17 protein-coding genes are annotated in these 19584 nt (G+C 57.0%); all 17 read left to right on the forward strand.

The annotated features are described in order from the left end of the window. Window positions 1-3 precede the first annotated feature (3 nt). The 17 genes from tssM (at window position 4) to tssG (ending at window position 19491) form a co-directional block, all read left to right on the forward strand. Entirely contained in the window at window positions 4-3615 is a 3612-nt protein-coding gene (gene tssM, locus M8Q36_RS16505) for a type VI secretion system membrane subunit TssM (RefSeq protein WP_249881594.1), read from the forward strand. An 18-nt stretch (window positions 3616-3633) separates the two neighbouring features. After that, the gene (gene tagF / locus M8Q36_RS16510; protein ID WP_016495651.1) at window positions 3634-4344 is read left to right on the forward strand and encodes a type VI secretion system-associated protein TagF; all 711 of its coding nucleotides are present in this window, start codon (window positions 3634-3636) and stop codon (window positions 4342-4344) included. An 11-nt stretch (window positions 4345-4355) separates the two neighbouring features. Next, window positions 4356-5369 (forward strand): type VI secretion system protein TssA, encoded by a 1014-nt coding sequence (tssA, locus tag M8Q36_RS16515; protein ID WP_249881595.1) that lies wholly within the window; start codon window positions 4356-4358, stop codon window positions 5367-5369. A gap of 74 nt (window positions 5370-5443) precedes the next feature. After that, on the forward strand, window positions 5444-5968 hold the full coding sequence (gene tssB, locus M8Q36_RS16520; protein ID WP_016495653.1) for a type VI secretion system contractile sheath small subunit: 525 nt from the start codon (window positions 5444-5446) through the stop codon (window positions 5966-5968). A gap of 3 nt (window positions 5969-5971) precedes the next feature. Next, window positions 5972-7474 carry a type VI secretion system contractile sheath large subunit gene (tssC, locus tag M8Q36_RS16525; RefSeq protein WP_017457015.1) on the forward strand — a complete coding sequence of 501 codons (1503 nt, stop codon included), beginning with the start codon at window positions 5972-5974 and terminating at the stop codon, window positions 7472-7474. A gap of 39 nt (window positions 7475-7513) precedes the next feature. Beyond that, window positions 7514-7951, forward strand: coding sequence for a Rap1a/Tai family immunity protein (locus tag M8Q36_RS16530; protein WP_249881596.1), 438 nt, complete (start codon window positions 7514-7516; stop codon window positions 7949-7951). 249 nt (window positions 7952-8200) lie between these two features. Next, the gene (locus M8Q36_RS16535; RefSeq protein ID WP_017457017.1) at window positions 8201-8683 is read left to right on the forward strand and encodes an Hcp family type VI secretion system effector; all 483 of its coding nucleotides are present in this window, start codon (window positions 8201-8203) and stop codon (window positions 8681-8683) included. Between the two features lie 204 nt (window positions 8684-8887). Beyond that, a complete protein-coding gene (locus tag M8Q36_RS16540; protein WP_045509807.1) occupies window positions 8888-9721 on the forward strand; it encodes a DUF8812 domain-containing protein in 834 nt (277 codons plus the stop codon). Window positions 9722-9724: 3 nt separating this feature from the next. Beyond that, complete coding sequence (locus M8Q36_RS16545) at window positions 9725-10519, forward strand: lysozyme inhibitor LprI family protein (protein ID WP_249881597.1); 795 nt, start codon at window positions 9725-9727, stop codon at window positions 10517-10519. Between the two features lie 101 nt (window positions 10520-10620). After that, window positions 10621-11457: a lysozyme inhibitor LprI family protein gene (locus M8Q36_RS16550; RefSeq protein ID WP_249881598.1), complete on the forward strand. Its 837-nt coding sequence runs from the start codon at window positions 10621-10623 to the stop codon at window positions 11455-11457. A 129-nt stretch (window positions 11458-11586) separates the two neighbouring features. Next, a complete protein-coding gene (gene tagH, locus M8Q36_RS16555) occupies window positions 11587-13392 on the forward strand; it encodes a type VI secretion system-associated FHA domain protein TagH (RefSeq protein WP_249881599.1) in 1806 nt (601 codons plus the stop codon). Continuing rightward, on the forward strand, window positions 13389-14183 hold the full coding sequence (locus tag M8Q36_RS16560) for a PP2C family protein-serine/threonine phosphatase (RefSeq protein WP_016495661.1): 795 nt from the start codon (window positions 13389-13391) through the stop codon (window positions 14181-14183). The genes tagH and M8Q36_RS16560 overlap by 4 nt, the downstream gene beginning before the upstream one ends. A 20-nt stretch (window positions 14184-14203) precedes the next feature. Next, on the forward strand, window positions 14204-15193 hold the full coding sequence (locus M8Q36_RS16565) for a hypothetical protein (RefSeq protein ID WP_249881600.1): 990 nt from the start codon (window positions 14204-14206) through the stop codon (window positions 15191-15193). A 9-nt stretch (window positions 15194-15202) separates the two neighbouring features. Further along, window positions 15203-16015, forward strand: coding sequence for a type VI secretion system accessory protein TagJ (locus tag M8Q36_RS16570; protein ID WP_249881601.1), 813 nt, complete (start codon window positions 15203-15205; stop codon window positions 16013-16015). Beyond that, window positions 16008-16577, forward strand: a complete 570-nt coding sequence (gene tssE, locus M8Q36_RS16575; RefSeq protein ID WP_249881602.1) for a type VI secretion system baseplate subunit TssE — start codon at window positions 16008-16010, stop codon at window positions 16575-16577. Before M8Q36_RS16570 ends, tssE begins: the two co-directional genes overlap by 8 nt. 2 nt (window positions 16578-16579) lie before the next feature. Continuing rightward, window positions 16580-18451, forward strand: a complete 1872-nt coding sequence (tssF, locus tag M8Q36_RS16580; protein ID WP_249881603.1) for a type VI secretion system baseplate subunit TssF — start codon at window positions 16580-16582, stop codon at window positions 18449-18451. Further along, window positions 18448-19491 (forward strand): type VI secretion system baseplate subunit TssG, encoded by a 1044-nt coding sequence (tssG, locus tag M8Q36_RS16585; protein WP_249881604.1) that lies wholly within the window; start codon window positions 18448-18450, stop codon window positions 19489-19491. The genes tssF and tssG overlap by 4 nt, the downstream gene beginning before the upstream one ends. Window positions 19492-19584 lie beyond the last annotated feature (93 nt).

Raw genomic sequence — 19584 nt, forward strand, 5'->3', positions numbered from 1 at the left:
AGGATGAATATGTTGCTTTCATTGCTGACCAACCGCATTTTGTGGGGTTTCCTTGGCGTAACGGGGCTGGCCGCAGTTATCTGGATGATTGGCCCGCTGCTCTCCGTCGTGGACTCCCGCCCGCTTGAGTCTGAGCAAAACCGCATGATCACCATTGCGGTGATGTACCTGATTTGGGTTCACAGCCACATTGTGCCGCGTCTTTACAACGCCTGGCTCAACCGCAAGCTGATGGACAACCTGAAAAGCGAAGAAGCGAAAGATCCGGTTGAGCGCAAACGCCTCAATAACGAAGATCAGGTACTGAACGAGCGTTTCGAAGAAGCCGCGCAGGTACTGAAAAAAGCGCACTTCAACCAGCCAGGTCAGCGCGGACAGTGGGCGCAGCGCTTCAGCACCCAGTATCTGTATCAACTGCCGTGGTATGTGATTATCGGCGCGCCGGGTTCAGGTAAAACCACTGCGCTGGTCAACTCCGGCCTGCAATTCCCGCTGGCGGATCGCTTCGGTAAAACCGCGCTGCGCGGTATTGGCGGTACGCGTAACTGTGACTGGTGGTTTACCAACGAGGCTGTGCTGCTCGATACCGCCGGGCGTTACACCACGCAGGAGAGCGAGCAGGTTCAGGATGCGAGCGAATGGCTGAAATTTCTTGGCCTGCTGCAAAAGTATCGCCGCCGCCAGCCGATCAACGGCGTGATTGTGACGGTCAGCATTGCCGATCTGCTCACCCAGTCAGCCGAGGCGTCACGCGAGCAGGCGCTCAACCTGCGCCAGCGTTTGACCGAGTTGCATGAACAACTGGGGATCCGTTTCCCGGTGTATGTACTGGTCACCAAAGCGGACTTGCTGAAAGGTTTTCGCGCGTACTTTGCCGGGTTTGATAAAGCGCAGCGCGATCAAATCTGGGGTTTCACCTTCCCGTGGGAAAAAGCCAAACTGGCGGATTTCGACCTGCAGGGCAGTTTTATTCAGGAATTCGCGCTGCTGCAACAGCGCCTGGACGCGGCTCTGCCGGATACATTGCTGCGTGAAAGCGATGCGCAAGCCCGCGCGGAATGTTTCCTGTTCCCGCAGGAGTTCGCCGCGCTGCGTCCGCTGCTGGCAGACTATCTGAACACCATTTTTGCCCGTTCTAACTTTGAAACCGAGTTCTCGCCGCGCGGCATCTATTTTGCCAGCGGTACGCAAGAAGGCCTGCCATTTGACCGCGTGATGGGCGAGCTGAACCGCGCGCTGTCGCTGCCGCAGGGCAAATCTGGCGATAACTGGGATTCGGTCAGCAAAGAGGAACCGGTGCCGGGCGGGAAAGGGCAGAGCTTCTTTATCAAGCATCTGCTGCAAAACGTGATCTTCCAGGAAGCCGGTATCGCCGGGCAAAACCGCTGGTGGGAACTGCGCAGCCGGGCGGTGATCTGGTCCGGTTATGCGGCGCTGCTGGCGCTGCTGATTATTATCAGCGCCTTGTGGTTTACCAGCTACGGCAACAACCGTGATTATCTGGATGAAGTGCAGGCCAAAGTACCGGCCCTTGATCAGCAGATTAAAGCGCTGCGTAACCGCCAACAGGGCGATCTCTTTGCCTTGCTGCCGCTGCTTAATGGCCTCTCTGCGCTGCCGGAAAGCGAGAAGTTTGACGTCAATAACCCGCCGATCACCCGCCGTATGGGGCTCTATCGCGGTAACGATGTGGCTGACGCCTCGCAAACCCTGTACCAGAAAGCGCTGCAACAGATGCTGCTGCCGGAAGTGGCGATGCGCATCACCACCTGGTTGCGTAACGACAACGGCAGCGATGTGGAATACAGCTATGAAGCGCTGAAAGCCTATCAGATGCTGTATCAGCCGAAGCATTACGACGGTAAGTTCCTGCACTCGTGGGTGATGCTCAATCTGCAACGTAACCTGCCGCAGAACGTCACCAAAGCGCAGTTAAGCCAGCTTGAGTGGCACCTGACGCAACTGCTGGAGCCGCAAATTCAGTCGTCGCCGTATGCCAAAGACGAGGCGCTGATTAGCCGCGAACAGGCATTAATTAACCAGCAACCGCTCTCCACCCGCGTTTACGGGCGGCTGAAACGCCTGCTGGAGCGCGATGAAAACCTGAAGCAGGTTTCGCTGGCGTCGCTTGGCGGCCCGCAGAGTGAACTGGTTTTTTCCCGCAAAAGCGGTAAGCCGGTCGGTGAAGGATTGCCGGGGTTGTATACCCCGGAAGGGTACTGGAACAGTTTCAATGCGCAAATCGCGCCGGTCACCGCCTCGCTGCATGAAGATGATGTCTGGGTGCTTGGCTCCACCACGCAAGCGGAAGACAAACAGCAAACCGATAACGCGGTGCGCCAGTTGTATGCACGGGATTTTATCGCCATCTGGGATAACTTCTTAAGTGACATTCAGCTTAATAACAGCGCGGATCTGAACCAGCGCATCAATACCGCGCGTCTGCTTTCCGGGAACAACTCACCGCTGCGCCGGCTGGTTATCAATCTCAGCCAGCAGTTGAAACTCAGCCGTGATGACGTGGCGGATGGCAAAGAGAAAGCGCCGGAGAGCAGCAACCGTGGCACGCAGATGCTCGAAACGCTGTTCAGCAACCATGACGGCGCGTCAGCCACGGCAAACGCCGCCGCCAGCCAGACGCCGGAACAGCGTGTCACCGAACATTTCGCGCCGATCATCGAACTGGCGCAGCCGCTGGAAAAGGGTGGCAAGACCATCGTGTTTGATGACTTTCTTAAACAGGTTGATGAGCTTTATCGTTACCTGACCGCCGTGCAGGATGCCGCCAACAGCGGAATGCCACCGCCGGGCGGCGAAGCAATCAGCCGTTTGCAGGCCAGTGCCGGGCGTTTACCTGGCGGGCTGCAAACCATGTTCAGCAACATGGCGGTTGGCGCGAGCAGTGATACCCAGCGCCGCGATATGGAAAACGTGCGCAAGCGCATCAGCGTGGAAGTGGGCAGCTTTTGCCGCCAGGCGATTGCCGGACGCTACCCGTTAGTGCGTTCCGCCAGCAGCGAAGTTACCCCCGACGATCTGGCGCGCATGTTTGCTCCTGGTACCGGTCTGATGGATGTCTTTTTTCGCGACAACCTGACCAACAAAGTCGATACCACCCAGGCAACATGGCGTTTTATGCCGGGCATCGATGGCAAAACGTTGCCAGGCAGCGAAGGCGTGCTGGTGCCGTTTCAGCAAGCGCAATCGATTCGTGACGCGTTCTTTGCCAACGGCAGCGCAACACCGTCGTTTCGCACTACGGTGCGTACGGTGCGCATGGATAACACCATCCTGAATATGACGCTGGATGTAGACGGACAAATCCTTCGCTACAGCCACGGCCCGCAGGCGGTGCAAATCGTTAGCTGGCCGGGTTCCGGCGGCACCAACCAGGTGCGGATGCAGTTAGGGCTGGCCAACGGCACAACCGCTACGCTTGTGACCAACGGCGCCTGGGCGCTGAACCGCTTTTTCGATAAAGCGCGCATCAGCCCCGGCAGCAGCAGCCTGAGCCGCCAGGCGACATTCACGGTTGACGGACATCAGGTGACGCTGGAATTCGCGCCGAACAGCATCCGCAACCCGTTCCAGCTTCCACGTTTCGCATGTCCTTGAACTGCAAAGGAACGCCTAATGACTACGACTTCTGCAATTAGCTGGTATGGCAAACTGCCCAGTGCGGGCGATTTTTTACAACGCCGCTTTCCTGATGCGCTTCAGCGTCAGTGGTCCCACTGGTTTCAGGTGGGGCTGATGAACTGGCAGAAAGAAGAACAGCGTACAAACGACCGGCAGTTCAGCAATGCGCCGATCTGGAATTTTGTTGTGCCGCCGATGCTCGGCGGGCAGCAGGTGCAAATGGGCTGTCTGCTGCCAGGGCGCGACAGCGTTGGTCGTCAGTATCCGCTGTGTGCGTTGATGGCGATTAACCCGCTGGAGTGGTCGCCGCGCCATTTAGCGAAAGCGGGCGACTGGTATGAACAACTCGGGCGCACCATGCTGCACGCCGTGCGCAATGGGTTTTCACCCGAACAGCTCGACCAGGCGCTGCTCTCCATTCCGCCTGTGCAACTGGTGGAGCCGGAAACGCGCTCGGAAATTCTGGATGTGATTGGTTATGACGGCGACGGCGAATCCACCATCGGCTGGCGACAGGCCGCCGAATGTTTTGATCCGCTGCGCCAGATCAGTTTCTGGTGGACCAACCGCAGCGATGGCTACCCGCTTTACACCCATGTGCACAGCGGCAATTTTACCGGCCAGTTATTCACGCTGTTGTTTGAGCCGGCGGGTGGCGCAAGACCCGGTCGCCATGGCCTCTACCCACCGATGTTTGAAGAATAAGCAGGTTGCGGATGACTATAGAATCGTTACTCGCTCCGGTCAGCCCGGAGCAGCCTTGCGGTGAGAATCTGGAGTACGACGCCGATTTCCAGGCGATGGAGCAGGCGAGCCTCGGCAAAGCCGAGCAGCAGTTTGGCAGCACCATTATTCCCGCTGAACCGGCAGACTGGACGCGGGTTGAAAAACTGGCCACCGGGCTGCTGTCGCGCACCAAAGATATCCGCGTGATGATGGCGTTAACCCATGCGTGGACTCGACGTCGCGGGCTGGAAGGCTATGCTGATGGTTTAATGCTGTTAGGTCAGGCGCTGGCGCTGTACTGGGATCAACTCTGGCCTTCGCTGACCGACGGTGGTGAGTTCGACCCGTTTTATCGCATTAATGCGCTGGCGGGGTTAAGCGATAAATCTTCGCTGACCACCACGCTGCGCCAGGCGACGCTGCTGCGCAGCAACGGCGATGAGCTAAACGTGCGCGACGCGCAGGCGTTGCTTGACGGCAGCAAAACGGAATGTGCAGGCTACCCCGGTGGTCGGGTACGTCTGATTGATGAACTCACGCGCGGCGGTCAGCCTGGCATTGAGGCTATCTGCCAAATCGAAGGGCGTCTGCAAACGATCCGTACATGGTTGCTCGAACAACTGGGCGAAAGCGGGGTGCCGGAAATGGAACAGTTACTCAAAACGGTCGGGTTAATCGCCGGCGTCAGCCGCGCTAACCGCACGGAAGAGCAACAGGCGACAGAACAAACGGCACCTGCGGAGAGCGCACCGCAACCGGTTGTCGCGACACCGCTTGCGGCGCATACCGACTGGCGAACCGCGCAGGTCACCACGCGTGCCGATGCGCAACTGATGCTGGAAAAAGTGAAGCAATACTTCACCCAGCACGAGCCGAGCCACCCCGCGCCGTTGATGATTGACCGCGTGCAGCGGCTAATCGAACTGGACTTTATGGAGATTATTCGCGATCTGGCGCCCGATGGCGTGAATCAACTGCAAAACATCTTTGGGCGTCAGGACTGACGCGTACCGAGTTATGACGGCAGGCGCGTTGCCGGTCGTCAAACCTTCACCGCGCATATTCGATGGAGAACATCATGGCAATAAGTAACAGTGGTCAGAAATTTATCGCCCGCAACCGTGCCCCCCGCGTACAGATTGAGTACGACGTGGAAGTGTACGGCGCGGAGCGCAAAATCCAGCTTCCGTTTGTGATGGGCGTAATGGCGGATCTGGTAGGGAAACCGGTGGAGAACTTACCCTCTATTGAGGATCGTAAATTCCTCGAAATCGACGTCGACAACTTCGACGAACGCATGAAAGCGCTGAAACCGCGCGTGGCGTTCAACGTCGACAACACGCTGACCGGCGAAGGCCGTCTGAACGTCGATTTAACTTTCGACAGCATGGATGACTTCCTGCCGGACGCGGTGGCGCGCAAAGTTGAGCCGCTGAACAAACTGCTGGAAGCGCGCACGCAGCTCTCCAACCTGCTGACCTATATGGACGGCAAAAACGGCGCGGAAGAGCTGATTGCCAAAGTGTTGCAGGATCCAACCCTGCTGAAATCGCTCAGCCAGTTACCGAACAGTGAAGACAGTGCGCAAGGTAAAGAGGAGTAAACCATGAGCAACCCTTCTCAACAGCAAGAATTGCAGCAGGGCGCACAGGCCTTCAGCCAGGATGAATTCAGCGCGCTGCTCAGCAAAGAGTTCCGTCCGAAAACGGACCAGGCGCGTTCAGCGGTAGAAAGTGCGGTGAAAACGCTGGCGCAACAGGCGCTGGAAAACACCGTCACCTTCTCCAGCGATACCTACCGCACCATTCAGAATCTGATTGCCGGGATTGATGAAAAGCTGTCGCAGCAGATAAACCAGATAATCCACCACGAAGATTTCCAGAAACTGGAAAGCGCGTGGCGCGGTCTGAGCCATCTGGTGAACAACACCGAAACCGACGAGATGCTGAAAATTCGCTTTATGAGCATCTCCAAGCAGGAACTGGGCCGTAACCTGAAACGCTTTAAAGGCGTGGGCTGGGATCAGAGCCCGCTGTTCAAAAAAATCTATGAAGAAGAGTATGGCCAGTTCGGCGGCGAACCGTTTGGCTGTCTGGTTGGCGACTACTACTTCGACCACAGCCCGCAGGATGTCGAACTGCTGGGCGAAATGGCGCGCATCGGCGCGGCGGCACACTGCCCGTTCATTACCGGTACTGCGCCAAGCGTGATGCAGATGGAGTCCTGGCAGGAGCTGGCGAACCCGCGCGATCTGACGAAAATCTTCCAGAACACCGAATATGCCGCCTGGCGTTCACTGCGTGAATCTGAAGATGCCCGTTACCTTGGCCTGGTCATGCCGCGCTTCCTGTCACGTCTGCCGTACGGTATTCGCACCAACCCGGTTGACAGCTTCGATTTCGAAGAAGAGACCGACGGCGCGAACCACAACAACTATTCGTGGGCGAACGCCGCGTACGCGATGGCGACCAACATCAACCGTTCCTTCAAAGAGTACGGCTGGTGTACCTCGATTCGCGGTGTGGAATCCGGTGGTGCGGTAGAAAACCTGCCATGCCATACCTTCCCGAGCGATGACGGCGGCGTGGACATGAAGTGCCCGACCGAGATCGCCATCAGCGACCGTCGCGAAGCAGAACTGGCGAAAAACGGCTTTATGCCGCTTATCCACCGTAAAAACTCCGACTTCGCCGCCTTTATTGGCGCACAGTCGCTGCAAAAACCGATGGAGTACCACGACGCCGACGCGACCGCTAACGCCCGTCTGGCTTCGCGTCTGCCGTATCTGTTCGCCTGCTGCCGTTTTGCGCACTACCTGAAGTGCATTGTGCGCGACAAAATCGGCTCCTTCCGCGAGCGTGACGAAATGGAACGCTGGCTGAACGACTGGGTGATGAACTACGTCGACGGCGACCCGGCGAACTCCTCGCAGGAAACCAAAGCGCGTAAACCGCTGGCTGCGGCAGAGGTACAGGTGCAGGAAATCGAAGACAACCCGGGCTACTACGCGGCGAAATTCTTCCTGCGTCCGCACTACCAGCTGGAAGGTCTGACCGTTTCTCTGCGTCTGGTATCCAAACTGCCGTCGCTGAAAACCAAAGAGGCGTAAGCCGGACAGGCTGGCTTCGTTAACCACAAGGATGTGACAATGCGACATCGCATTATGTTAGCCGGTCTGTTGTTCTGTTCAACGCTCGGTTGGGCAGAACAGGATTACACCCCGCGCGCGCAGGCGTTGCCGCAAGACGATACCGCCAATTTTTTGCGCGACCCGACGTTGCTTACCAGCCAGGATGTGAATATGCGCGGCGAGCGCTTTTTCAACGCCTGGACATCTAAAAGCAACGAGCGCGAGCGCATTAAAGCCGATCTCTATTTATTAGGCGTGCTGGATACCACGGAAGGGACAGTCTGGTGTAGTTACCGGCGGTTCAAATCCATCACGCTGCATGAAATTGTGTATAGCTACTTTCGCAGCTTGCCACCTGAGAGGCTGAAACAGGAGCGCGCGTCGAGATTAATAATCGAAGCGATGACGCAGCATCATGGTGGCTGTGAAAAAAGCAAACCATCGCGCAATAAATAACGCGCGCGAATTATCTGAACGCTGATAGTGCTATTTCCGTAACGCCACGTCGTTATATTGGCGTCAGAATGTGATGAATTCTTTCTCTCAATCGAGGGAATGAGTGTTTCTGAACAGATGCATCATCTTTTCAGAATCAAACGAGGCAGAGGTAAAATATGGACGGTTTTATTCGGCCCCATGCTTACCCGTTTGCCATATAAGCGCTTTTTCGAAAGCAATATTTATCATTAACGAAGAGTAAATATTATGGCTATTGATATGTTTCTGAAGGTCGATGGAGTTACGGGTGAATCTAAAGACTCTAACCACACCGGCTGGACTGATATCACATCTTTTTCCTGGGGTGCTTCACAACCTGGAAACATGAGCGTTGGCGGTGGCGGCGGTGCCGGTAAAGTCAATTTTAATGACCTGCATGTTAACGCACTCATTGATAAATCCACGACGGCTATCCTGAAACATTGCGCCAGCGGCAAACACCTGACCAAGGTTGAGCTGTCTGTCTGCAAAGCAGGCGGCCAGCAGGTTGAGTACGCGCGCATCACCCTGGAAGATGTGCTGGTGACTTCCGTTCAGTACACCGGTGCTGACAACGGCGACACCGTAGGTGTGACCTATGCATTCCAGGCTGCGAAAGTGAAACAGCAGTACTGGGAGCAGTCCTCTTCCGGCGGTAAAGGTGCTGAAACCAGCGCTGGCTGGAACATCAAAGAAAACAAAGAAGCGTAATCGCTGTGGTGAGCCCGCAAGGGCTCACCGTGTTTTTTTTCGGCCTGATCATTATTTAAATTTTTAATAGCTGTCTCTTTTTTTATATTGAGTGAGTCACGTTGTCCCCAACAGAATAATTAGCTACTCAAACGCAGCCGCTTTTATGAAAGCTGTTTCTTTTGAGTGCGTATAAATAGTAAAGAATAATTTGAGGATGAACGAATGAGTGTTATGCGCAAGGGTGATCGTGGTACGAATGTTAAAGAGCTACAGCAGCTGCTGAATAAATCGGGAGCGAAAGTCGGTGAAGATGGTATTTTCGGCTTAAAAACCGAAATGGCTGTCAAACAATTCCAGGCGAAACAGAATTTACACGTCGATGGAATTGTCGGGCGACGCACCCTTGCTGCATTGGGTAAACCAGTCACTACCCGCGCGCCGCAGCCGCCGATTTCCGGCAGCGCCGGGCGACAGGCTGTCGGTGCGATGGATATCTCCGCCAGTGGCATGACCTTTATTTTTCACCGTGAAGCCTGGGCAAACAAAAGTTGTTATCTGCACTGGCCAGGTGGCGCGAGCGGCGTGACGCTCGGGCCGGGCTACGACATGAAAGAGCGCTCAGAGCAATCTATCAAAGCGAAAATGATTGAAATCGGCATCGATGCGATAACCGCGGAAAAAATCAGTAAAGCCGCCAGATTGCATGATGACCAGGCCAGCCAGTTTGTCGCCGATAACGCGAAACTGGTGCGTCTTACCGCTGATCAGGAGACAAATTTACTGCGTGCCACCGTTCCGCCATACGTTAACGCGGTGAGAAATGGTATTTTTGTGCCGCTGAAGCAGTATGAATTCGACGCGCTGGTCTCCTTTGCGTATAACCCCGGTGGACGGCTTAACAACGTGTTTGGTTTTATCAATCGCGGGCAGATCTCTGATGCGATGACGGAAATTAAACGCGCGAACACCAGTAAACACAAAGTTATGAAGGGTTTGATTAATCGTCGTAATTTTGAAGTGAATCTTTTCTTAAACGGCGACTACGGGACTAATTGATCAATGACGACTCACACTAAACAGATCGTAGCGGCAACGCTCACTTGCCTGGCGCTATTCTCTTCGGCGGCGCAGGCTGGCAATTCACCGGTACAGGGCGAGTGGCAGGTTGAGAAAGCGTTTATTAATACCGAAACTGAACGCACCCTGAACTATCAGTTCAACGATGATCGCCTTGTCGGGCGCTTTCTGAGCGTGACGCCGCAAGGCATCAGCACGACGCTTCCGGGCGGCTCGAATTGTCAGTCACCCGCGATGAAAGAAAGCAGCAGTACGCTGGATGCATGGGTTGCAGCCACGCAGTCCATCCCGGAGAAAGACGCGGCGAAAACCTATGAACTGGGATTAGACGGGAGCGCGAAAACGCAGGTTGAAAACATTACTTGCGCGTCGGGTCACTTTGCCAACGGTGATGCGGGCAGCGACGCCAGTCTGGCGTTCGTCAATCAGCGCTTACTGCTGAACTGGACGGATGGCACCATCCTTTTACTCGCGCCGGTGGATAAAAACAGCAAACCGCAGGCCTCGTTTGATTGTGCAAAAGCCGCTTCGGCGCCGGAAAAAGCGATTTGCGGCGATCGCGAGCTGGCGGCGCTGGATAACAGCGTTGCCCGTTCTTACCGTTCGTTTCGCAAAGAAGCGGTAAGCCTGGGCAATAAAGATCTGGAAAACAAACTGCAATCGCAACAGAAAGCCTGGTTAAGCCAGCGCAATAGCTGCAATGGCGATGTGCAATGCCTGAAAAAATCGATGAACGATCGTCTGGAAACGCTGGCGCACAGCCTGGATGGGGTCTGAGTCGTTTGTGTAATAAGGGGATGGCGAGCTGCCATCCCTGCTAAGCAGTAAAACCTTGTACGTATTGCATGTACGCCACTGGATGAGATGGCAGGGAAAACATGACAGGAAGCATCATTCGATTTACCCCGGCTCGCGTGAAATGGCTCGCCTTAGCCGCACTGGTTTCGTTGAGTCACTGCGCGGCCAGCGCAGCAGAAGCGCCAGCCTCTATTTCGGGGCCCTGGCGTATTATTGCCAATTCAACGGATACGCAAGCCACCATCTCCTTCTATACCAAAGTCAACGATCCCAGCTATGTTGGCCGCGTGGTTCGTTTCGATAACCACGCGGTAAGTGGCGACGCGGCGCTGAACATTGATTGCCAGCAACCCGCATACCTTCAGCAATCGCCGATGACGCTAAATGAAGCGATAGTAAAAACCTCCGGCGAGCGCCGTTTTCCGCCCAAAATTCCTGTTGCAGAAGATTTCGGTTTGAACGGGCAAGGCATGCAGAAAATCACCCCAATTGTGCTGCAATGCCAGCACGGGCACCTGGGGCCGGATGGCGAATCCATCGGTAACTGGGTAGCGTTGTTATCTGCCGATAAGCTGCTGATGTACGGGAATGACAACAGCTATTTTGTGCTGAAACGCGTGACGGCTGATGAAAAAATTACGCCCAGTTTTTCCTGTAACGCTAAGCTAAGCGCCACCGAGCAAGCGATTTGTGGCGACAATGAACTGGCGGCCTGGGATCGCAGCGTGACCGACGCCTACACCATTCAGTTGCAGCAACAGCAAGAAATTGACCCGGCGGATAAAGCCACGTTGGCGGGCATGAAAGCAGCGCAGCGCGACTGGCTTAAAAAACGCAACCAGTGCCAGACAGACGCGGCCTGCTTAACAAAATCGATGCAACAACGGACCTTTGAATTGGTCAGTAAAATCCAGTAAAACAAGAGACTTATCCGGTGGCTGCGCCGGGTTCGCGAACGTCGACCTTCTTTTCGCTTGTCTTCAAACGCAGCCGTTTTAGCTAAAGCGGCACCGTTTGAGTGCTCATAACTCCAGCAGGAATACGCGATGCGATTCACTATTATTACCAGTAAACCCGGTCATCAGCCGCCACAAAGTAGCTGCGACTTTTATCCCCCGGGCGGCACCATTGGCCGCGGCACGGACAACAATCTGGTGCTGCCGGACAACGACCGTTCCATTTCACGTTTGCAGGCAATTGTTCATATCGCCGGCAATGGCGAATGCCGCGTCACCAACCGTGGCAACGTGACCCGCGTCGTACTGAATGACATCCCCCTGGAACGTGGTCGTCAGGTTGAGCTGCAGGATGGCGATATTCTTGGCATCGATGAATACCGTATTGAAGTCACCGATCTGATCCAGGATACCCGTCCTGTCACCCGCATGGCGGAAGAGATGTATCCGAAGCCAGCGCAGCCGCAGGTGGCGAAACCGGCACCTGCTCCGGCGCAGAAAAACGCGCCAGAAGGCGCACCGGCGTCCGTGCCGACGGAAATCTGGGACAGCCTGATGCAGGAGTTTTCCATCTCCGACAGCATCTCCAGCAGCCGTGCGAAACCGCAGGAAGCGCAAAATCTTAACCCGTTCGCCGCGCCGAAAGGGCCGGAGCGCAACCCGGAAGATCCGCTGTCGCTGCTCAATAACAATGAACCGCTGGTGACGCCGAAATCGCTGGCCTCGGATCAGCTGTTTAATGACGAACAGCTGTTTAAAAACGACAGCATCTTCAACGATTCCACGCCTTCTGCGCTGGTGCCGCCGGTTGAACCGACACAAAAGTCGCACACGCCGGATAGCGACGAGCTCGATCCGCTGGCGCTGTTTGGCGGTAGCGGTAGCACGAAGCAAACCCGCAGCGACGATCCGCTTGGCCTGCTGAGCGGCGCGGTGCCGCTGGCGCATGCCGATGAACTGGCGGCGCAGAAACCGGCTGAACCGCAGCCGATCATTACCGATCTCAACACGCCGGAACCGCCGCCAACCGCTCAGCCGATTATTACCGAGCTGCGCCCGGAAGATTTAAGTTCGACGCCGCTGTTTGCCGACGACGCGCCGCTCTCCGCGCCGGAAGAGGTGCAGGAGCCGCAGGATTACGCTGGCATCACGCTGCCAACACCGCAGGCGGTGCAGCGCAGCGCGGCGCAAACGCCGAAAGGGCGTCTGCGTATCGATCCGGTCCAGAGCAATGGCACGAAGAGCACGCCATCAGTCAGCACCGGCGACAGCGGCGATGTGCTGAAAGGTGAGTTGCTTGATGCGCTGCTTGAAGGCATGGGACTGAGCGACATGCAGCCGGTGCCGCAGTTCGATAAAGAAAACATGCGCCAGTTCGGTCAGATGCTGAGCATGTTCTCGCAGGGCACGGTTGCGCTGTTGTCGTCGCGTTCTATTCTGAAACGCGGTGTAAAAGCGGACATGACCATGGTGCTGGACGATGCGAACAACCCGTTCAAACTGCTGCCGTCCGGTAAAACCGTGCTGATGCAGATGTTCGGCACGCGTATGCCTGGCTTTATGCCGCCAAAAAAATCGGTGCGTGATGCGCTGATCGATTTACAGGCGCACCAGCTGGGGATGATCTCCGGTATTCGCGCCATTATCGCCGCCATGTTGCAGCAGTTTAATCCGGAGCAACTGGAAGATGACGCCAAACGCGACGGCGCAACCGCGCGGCTTGGCGTGCTCTCCAACCGTAAAGCCGCGTTGTGGGATTACTATGTGCGTACATACGCCCAGACAGCCGGTGAGATTGACGATGACTTCCACACCCTGTTTGGCGAAGCGTTCCTCCACGCTTATGACATGGAAGTCAACCAGTACAAAGACTCACAAAGCGGATCGGAAGAATGAATATCAGCACGGCCTCTATTTCGCGACAGGGCGAACGTGCCAGTAATCAGGATCAGACCGGGGAAACCATCGGCGAGCGCGCCGCCTGCTTTGTGGTCTGCGACGGCATCGCCGGTTTACCCGGCGGTGACGTGGCGGCGAAACTGGCGCGAAACGCCATTATCACCCGGTTCGACGGTGACGAGCACCTCAATGCCCAGTACATTCGTCAGTACGTGAATGGCGCGAACCGCGCCATCCGCGAAGAGCAAAAAGCGGTGCAGGATTATCACCGCATGGGCACCACCATGGTGAGCCTGTTTATCGATCGCGATTACCAGCTCGCCTACTGGGCGCACGCGGGTGACAGCCGGTTGTATCTTTTTCGTCGCGGTTGGCTTTACCACGTCACCACCGATCACAGCCTCGTCCAGCAGATGAAAGACGCCGGGCACCAGACCGAAGGCATCAACGGTAACTTGCTCTATTTCGCGTTGGGGTTGGGCGAGGATGAGCGTGAACCGAGCTACAGTGATGTGGTGCCGATTGAAGATGGCGATGCTTTTTTGCTGTGCACGGATGGTTTCTGGCACGGCGTCACCGAGGAGCAGATGCAACAGTCGCTGCATATGGTGAACACGCCGGATGAGTGGCTGACGTTGATGAATCAAATCCTGCTGAAAAACGGTGTCGGGGCGCAGACCCAGCAGGACAACTATAGCGCCGTAGCGGTGTGGATGGGCACGCCTCAGGAGACGACGCTTTTGCATACGCTCTCTGAAGCCGCGCAGTTTTTCCCTCTTCGTGATTGATACAGCTTACAAGGACTTTTATGAAACTTTGGCTACCGGGTTTGGCCCTGCTGGCAGTGTGTGGCAGCGTGCAGGCAGAAAACTACCGCATCGTGCAATCGCCTTCGCAAAAACTGGATGTCTGGATCGACAACATCGCCGATAACACGCCAAAAAGCTGGTGTGCGAAGACGTTGCCGCTGCGTATTGTCGCCAGCGGCGATAAAAAACCCTCGGTACTGAATAGCTTTTTACCGCGTCTTGGCGCGCTGCTGGAAAACCAGTGCGGCACGCTGACGCAGGTGCGCTGGAAACTGACCGACCCACAAGGCACGACGCTGGCTGAAGGCACCGCCGATAAAGCCAAAGAGTGGGATCCGGTGGTCACCTCAACCGGTGCGACTACCGCGCCCGCCGCAACCCCGAGCGCCGGACTGGTTGCCCCTACCGGACGCGCCGAAGATCTCTCGCCACCCGCCAGCCGTGCGCCGTGGCAGGAGTTCACCTTGCAGGATGGCTGCCACCTGCGCACCTTCTGGCAGGGCGGCGCCGGTACGCCCGCGCTGTTTATTCCCGCCAAAGAAGATGGCAAGTGTGAGAAGGGCGGCTGGCTGAACGGGCGCAGCGTGGTGACGCAACTCAGCAACGGCGTGGAAAAGAAAATCACCATGACCTTCGTACACGGTTTCCCGGTCAGCGGTCTGAATGCCAGTGTCGATGCTGATCGCCTGTTGATCACCACCGTCAACAACGAACGTATGGTGGTCAGCGAAGGTACGCTGGCGCAGAGCTGGATGATCCTGCCGTATGTTGACGCCCTGAATGGCTGGCAGGCCAATGGCACCGTGGCGGTGGAAATCTCCCGCGACGTGGCAAATGACCCGGCGCGTTTACAGGCGCGTATTGAAGAAGTGCGCAAAGCGTGGATGCCGTGGTTTGAACCGGGTACGCACCTGAATATTTTGCTGATTGACTCGCTGCACCCGCAGCTGCGCAACCCGGCGGTTGGCACCTATAAAACGGTTAATTAAGGAGCGGCGATGAACACGTTGTTTCAACAACTGGCGGGCGAATCGTTGCGGGAAAGCCTGGCGCAGCTCGAAAGCCGTATCCGCACGCAGCCGGGCGACGCCGATCTGCGCGCCGCGTTCGCCCAACTGTTGTGCCTTGATGGCAACTGGTCGCGCGCGCTGGCGCAGTTAAAAAGCTGGCAGGCGTTAAAACCGCAGGCGCAGCCAACCGTTACGCTGCTGGAACAAGCCATTGAAGGCGAACGCCAGCGTGCGGAAGTGATGGCCGGTCGCGCGCGTCCGGTTACGCCGGATCAACAATGGCCGTGGCTGGCGTCTATGGTCAGCGCGCTGGAGCCGGAAGCGGCGAATGCCAGCGCAGATCGTGAAGCCGCGCTGGAAATGGCCGACGCTAACCCCGGGCAGTTGACGACGCAGGACGGTCAAACGCTGCACTTTGACTGGCTGATGGATGGCGATTGCCGTTTTGGCCCGGTCTGCGAAGCTATCGTCAATGGCCGTTATTTCTGGCTGCCGTTCAGCGCCATTTCCGCCATGCAGTTCCAGCCCCCGGCCAGCGTCACCGATTTAGTGTGGCGTCACACGCTGGTGCGCTTGCAGGATGGCAGTGAACAGGTGTGCCAGATCCCGGCGCGCTACCCGCTGGATGCGAATGCCGATGACCGCTTTAAGCTGTGTCGCGTCACCGAATGGCAGCCGTTGCCAGGCGATGCGCCGCACTATATCGGGCAGGGGCAAAAAGTGTGGCTTAACGACAGCGCTGAGTATTCGCTGCTTGACCTCGCCACCGTCAGCTTTAACGTGGAAGCCGCAGATGAGTAACTCTGCGCATGATGAAGAGAGCGACCTGCTGCGTAGCGGCTGGCGCTCGCGGCGCGGGAAAGAGACCGTTGGCGCGCGCGATAAAATGCAGCCTTCGCTGCTCGATCGCCTGACGGATGACGCGCCGGATAAAGTGCAGGAGCCGGTGAATAACAATCTGGTTTCGCACTCCGCGCTGCGCCGCCATGTACTGCGCGATTTGCAGTGGCTGTTCAACACCATTAATAACGAAGCGCAACAGGATCTCTCAGGTTTTGACCAGGTGCGGCGTTCGGTGGTGAACTTTGGCGTGTCGCCGCTGGCGGGCAAGCGCATGTCGGATATCGAATGGCAGGATATCCAGCGCAAACTGACCGACGCAATTTTGCATTTTGAACCGCGCATTCTTCCGCAAGGATTGCAGGTGCGTTGCATCTCCGATACCCAGTCACTGGATCTGCATAACGTCCTGTCGATTGAGATCAAAGGCCGCCTGTGGTGCGTGCCTTATCCGCTGGAGTTCCTGTTTCGTACCGATGTGGATCTGGAAAACGGGCATTTCGAGCTGAAAGACGCGGGGTAACGATGGACAGCAAATTACTCGAATATTACAACCGCGAACTGGCCTGGCTGCGCGAAATGGGTCAGGAATTCGCCGGGCGCTACCCGAAAGTTGCCGGGCGTCTGGGTATGCGCGGCATGGACGTCTCCGACCCGTATGTCGAACGCCTGATGGAAGGTTTTGCCTTTCTGACCTCGCGCGTGCAGTTAAAAATGGACGCCGAGTTCCCGCGTTTCTCCCAGCGTTTGCTGGAAATGGTCGCGCCGAATTACCTTGCGCCCACGCCGTCCATGGCGATTGCCGAACTGCAACCGGACAGCGCGAAAGGCGATTTGAGCAACGGTTTTGTGGTGCCGCGCGGCACCATGATGGACAGCCAGGTGATGAAAAAGAACGGTGTCACCTGTAGTTACACCACCGCGCATGATGTCACGCTGCTGCCGCTGAAAATCAGCCAGGTGGAACTGGGCGGCGTGCCCGCCGATCTGCCGCTGGCGCAGGTCGGTTTAAGCCAGCGCGGGGCGCAAAGCGCACTGCGTATTCGCCTGAGTTGCGACGGCCCGGTAAACCTCAGCCATCTTGATTTCGACCGTCTGGAGTTCTTCTTAAGCGGCCCGGATATGCAGGCGCTGAAGCTCCTCGAGCTGGTGATGGAGCATCAGGTCGGGATGCTGTGCCAGGCGAACGGGCAGAAAACCCCACCGCTGGTGCTGGCCGACGATGCACTGCGCCAGGAAGGGTTCAGCGCAGACCAGGCACTGCTGCCGGACGATCTGCGCAACTTTGACGGCTACCGCCTGTTGCAGGAGTATTTTGCTTTTCCGTCGCGTTTCCTGTTTATCAGCCTGCATGGCTTGCGCGCAATGCTGGCGCAAAGTGGCGAAGCGAAGTCCTTCGATATCATCATTCTGCTCGACAAAGCCGATGCGCAGCTTGAACGCGTGGTGGATAAAAGCCACCTCGCATTGCACTGCACGCCGGTGATTAACCTGTTTCCGAAAGTGGCGGAACGCCAGAAGCTGAGCGACAGCCTGCATGAGTACCATCTGGTGGTCGATAACATTCGTCCGCTGGATTACGAGATCTACGCCGTTACCAAAATTCACGCCAGCATCGACGGTCAGCGTGATGAACAAACATTTCGCCCGTTCTGGAGTAGCTGGAGCCAGGACGAAGGCAACTACGGCGCTTACTTTTCGCTGCGTCGCGAACAGCGTGCGTTATCGGAACATGCGCAGCGTTACGGCACGCGTACCGGCTACATCGGTTCGGAAGTGTTCGCCTCGCTGGTGGATGAACAGCATGCGCCGTGGCGGGAAGAGTTACGCTACATCACCGCCGAAGTGCTGTGCACCAGCCGCGATCTGCCGCTGATGTTGCAGCAGGAGATTGGTCAGTTTGTGCTGCCGGATTCGCTGCCGGTCAAAAGCTTACAGCTGCGTAAAGGCCCGACACCGCCGCGTCCGGCGCTGGCAGAAGGGTTGAGCACCTGGCGGCTGATCAGCCAGTTGCAGATGAACTATTTAAGCCTGATGGATGGCGAAGACGGCGAAGGCGCTGCGGCGCTGCGCCAGTTACTGGGGCTTTATACCCGGCTGGCGGAAGCGCCGGTCGCGCGTCAGATCGAAGGCGTGCGCCACTGCGTGCTCGAACCGGTACATCGCCGCGTGCCGGAACCGGGACCGATTGTTTTCGCGCGCGGTATTGGCATTACGCTCACGGTGGATGAACAGGCGTTTTCCGGCTTCAGCCCGTATCTGTTTGGCAGCGTACTGGAGCGTGTTTTTGCCCGTCTGGTGGGCATGAACAGCTTTACCGAGTTCACGCTTAAGAGCCAGCAGCGCGGGGAAGTGGGTTACTGGCCGCCGCGCATGGGCAAGAGGGCGCTGATATGACCGAAACGCTGAGCACCGCGCCGGTCATTACGCGCGCCAGTGCGCTGCCGGAGGCATTCTGGCAAAACGTAATGGCAACGCCGTGGCGCTACGATCTGTTTACACTGCTGCGCCGCGTTGATGCGCGTGGCGGCGAGCGTTACCCGCTGGGTCGCGCGCCGTTGCCGCGTTTTGAGCCGTTGCGCATTGGTCAAACACCTTCTCTTGGCTTTGCACCGTCGACGCTGTCAAGCGTGCGCCAACGCGAAAACTCGTCGCTGTATGACGTCTCGATTCTCAGTTTTGGCCTGTTTGGCCCCAACGGCCCGCTGCCGGTTCACCTGACTGAATATGCCAGCGAACGTATCGCGCACCACCAGGATGACAGCCTGAGCGCCTTCGCCGATCTTTTTCATCACCGTCTGGCGCTGCTGTTTTACCGCGCCTGGGCCGATGCGCAGCCGACCGTTTCACTGGATCGCCAGGATAACAAACGTTTTGAGCAGTACATCGCCTCGCTGATCGGCATGGGCCAGCCAGGACAACTGGAAAAAGGCAGCTTAAGCCCGCACGCGCGCTTTGCCCTTGCCGGACATCTGACCCGTAACGGGCGCGACCCGGAAGGGCTGGCGAAGATCCTGCGCAGCTATTTCAACGTGCCGGTCACCATTGTCGAAAACGTGCCGCAGTGGATGCCGCTCAGCGAACGTGAACGCGCGCGCTTACAGGGCGGGCGACACGCGCCGCGCCTCGGGCAGTCGGCATTTCTTGGCGAAGCCGTGCGCGATGTGTGCCATAAGTTTCGCATCGAAATTGGCCCGCTTCCCGTTGATACCTATCGGCGTTTTATGCCGGGTGAAAAGTGGGTTACCGCGCTACGCGACTGGGTGCGCCAGTATCTGGGCATTGAGTACCAGTGGGCGGTGAAAGTGATTTTGCGCAGTGAGGATGTCGCCGGTGCCACGCTTGGCGGGGCCGGGCGTCTGGGTTACAGCGCCTGGCTTGGCGCTCAGCCGACACCGCAAGCGCGAGGAGATTTAGTTTTCAGCCCGGAGGGATAACCTCCGTTGTTAGTTTCCTGGTCTGACGTACGCACACATCCTGCATGTCGTATCGCACGACGAGCTGGCTTGTAAGGATGACTGCACACTAAT

Origin of the sequence: Kosakonia sp. R1.Fl (assembly GCF_023516815.1) — a bacterium.
Classification (GTDB): Bacteria; Pseudomonadota; Gammaproteobacteria; order Enterobacterales; family Enterobacteriaceae; genus Kosakonia.

What these genes read in the sequence shown, in the direction of transcription:
- M8Q36_RS16540 (WP_045509807.1), top strand. Translation starts at nt 8,888, where the DNA reads ATGAGTGTTATGCGCAAGGGTGATCGTGGTACGAATGTTAAAGAGCTA.
- M8Q36_RS16560 (WP_016495661.1), top strand. Translation starts at nt 13,389, where the DNA reads ATGAATATCAGCACGGCCTCTATTTCGCGACAGGGCGAACGTGCCAGT.
- tssC (WP_017457015.1), top strand. Translation starts at nt 5,972, where the DNA reads ATGAGCAACCCTTCTCAACAGCAAGAATTGCAGCAGGGCGCACAGGCC.
- tagF (WP_016495651.1), top strand. Translation starts at nt 3,634, where the DNA reads ATGACTACGACTTCTGCAATTAGCTGGTATGGCAAACTGCCCAGTGCG.
- tssG (WP_249881604.1), top strand. Translation starts at nt 18,448, where the DNA reads ATGACCGAAACGCTGAGCACCGCGCCGGTCATTACGCGCGCCAGTGCG.
- M8Q36_RS16570 (WP_249881601.1), top strand. Translation starts at nt 15,203, where the DNA reads ATGAACACGTTGTTTCAACAACTGGCGGGCGAATCGTTGCGGGAAAGC.
- tssF (WP_249881603.1), top strand. Translation starts at nt 16,580, where the DNA reads ATGGACAGCAAATTACTCGAATATTACAACCGCGAACTGGCCTGGCTG.
- tssE (WP_249881602.1), top strand. Translation starts at nt 16,008, where the DNA reads ATGAGTAACTCTGCGCATGATGAAGAGAGCGACCTGCTGCGTAGCGGC.
- M8Q36_RS16550 (WP_249881598.1), top strand. Translation starts at nt 10,621, where the DNA reads ATGACAGGAAGCATCATTCGATTTACCCCGGCTCGCGTGAAATGGCTC.
- tagH (WP_249881599.1), top strand. Translation starts at nt 11,587, where the DNA reads ATGCGATTCACTATTATTACCAGTAAACCCGGTCATCAGCCGCCACAA.
- M8Q36_RS16545 (WP_249881597.1), top strand. Translation starts at nt 9,725, where the DNA reads ATGACGACTCACACTAAACAGATCGTAGCGGCAACGCTCACTTGCCTG.
- tssM (WP_249881594.1), top strand. Translation starts at nt 4, where the DNA reads ATGAATATGTTGCTTTCATTGCTGACCAACCGCATTTTGTGGGGTTTC.
- tssB (WP_016495653.1), top strand. Translation starts at nt 5,444, where the DNA reads ATGGCAATAAGTAACAGTGGTCAGAAATTTATCGCCCGCAACCGTGCC.
- M8Q36_RS16565 (WP_249881600.1), top strand. Translation starts at nt 14,204, where the DNA reads ATGAAACTTTGGCTACCGGGTTTGGCCCTGCTGGCAGTGTGTGGCAGC.
- M8Q36_RS16530 (WP_249881596.1), top strand. Translation starts at nt 7,514, where the DNA reads ATGCGACATCGCATTATGTTAGCCGGTCTGTTGTTCTGTTCAACGCTC.
- tssA (WP_249881595.1), top strand. Translation starts at nt 4,356, where the DNA reads ATGACTATAGAATCGTTACTCGCTCCGGTCAGCCCGGAGCAGCCTTGC.
- M8Q36_RS16535 (WP_017457017.1), top strand. Translation starts at nt 8,201, where the DNA reads ATGGCTATTGATATGTTTCTGAAGGTCGATGGAGTTACGGGTGAATCT.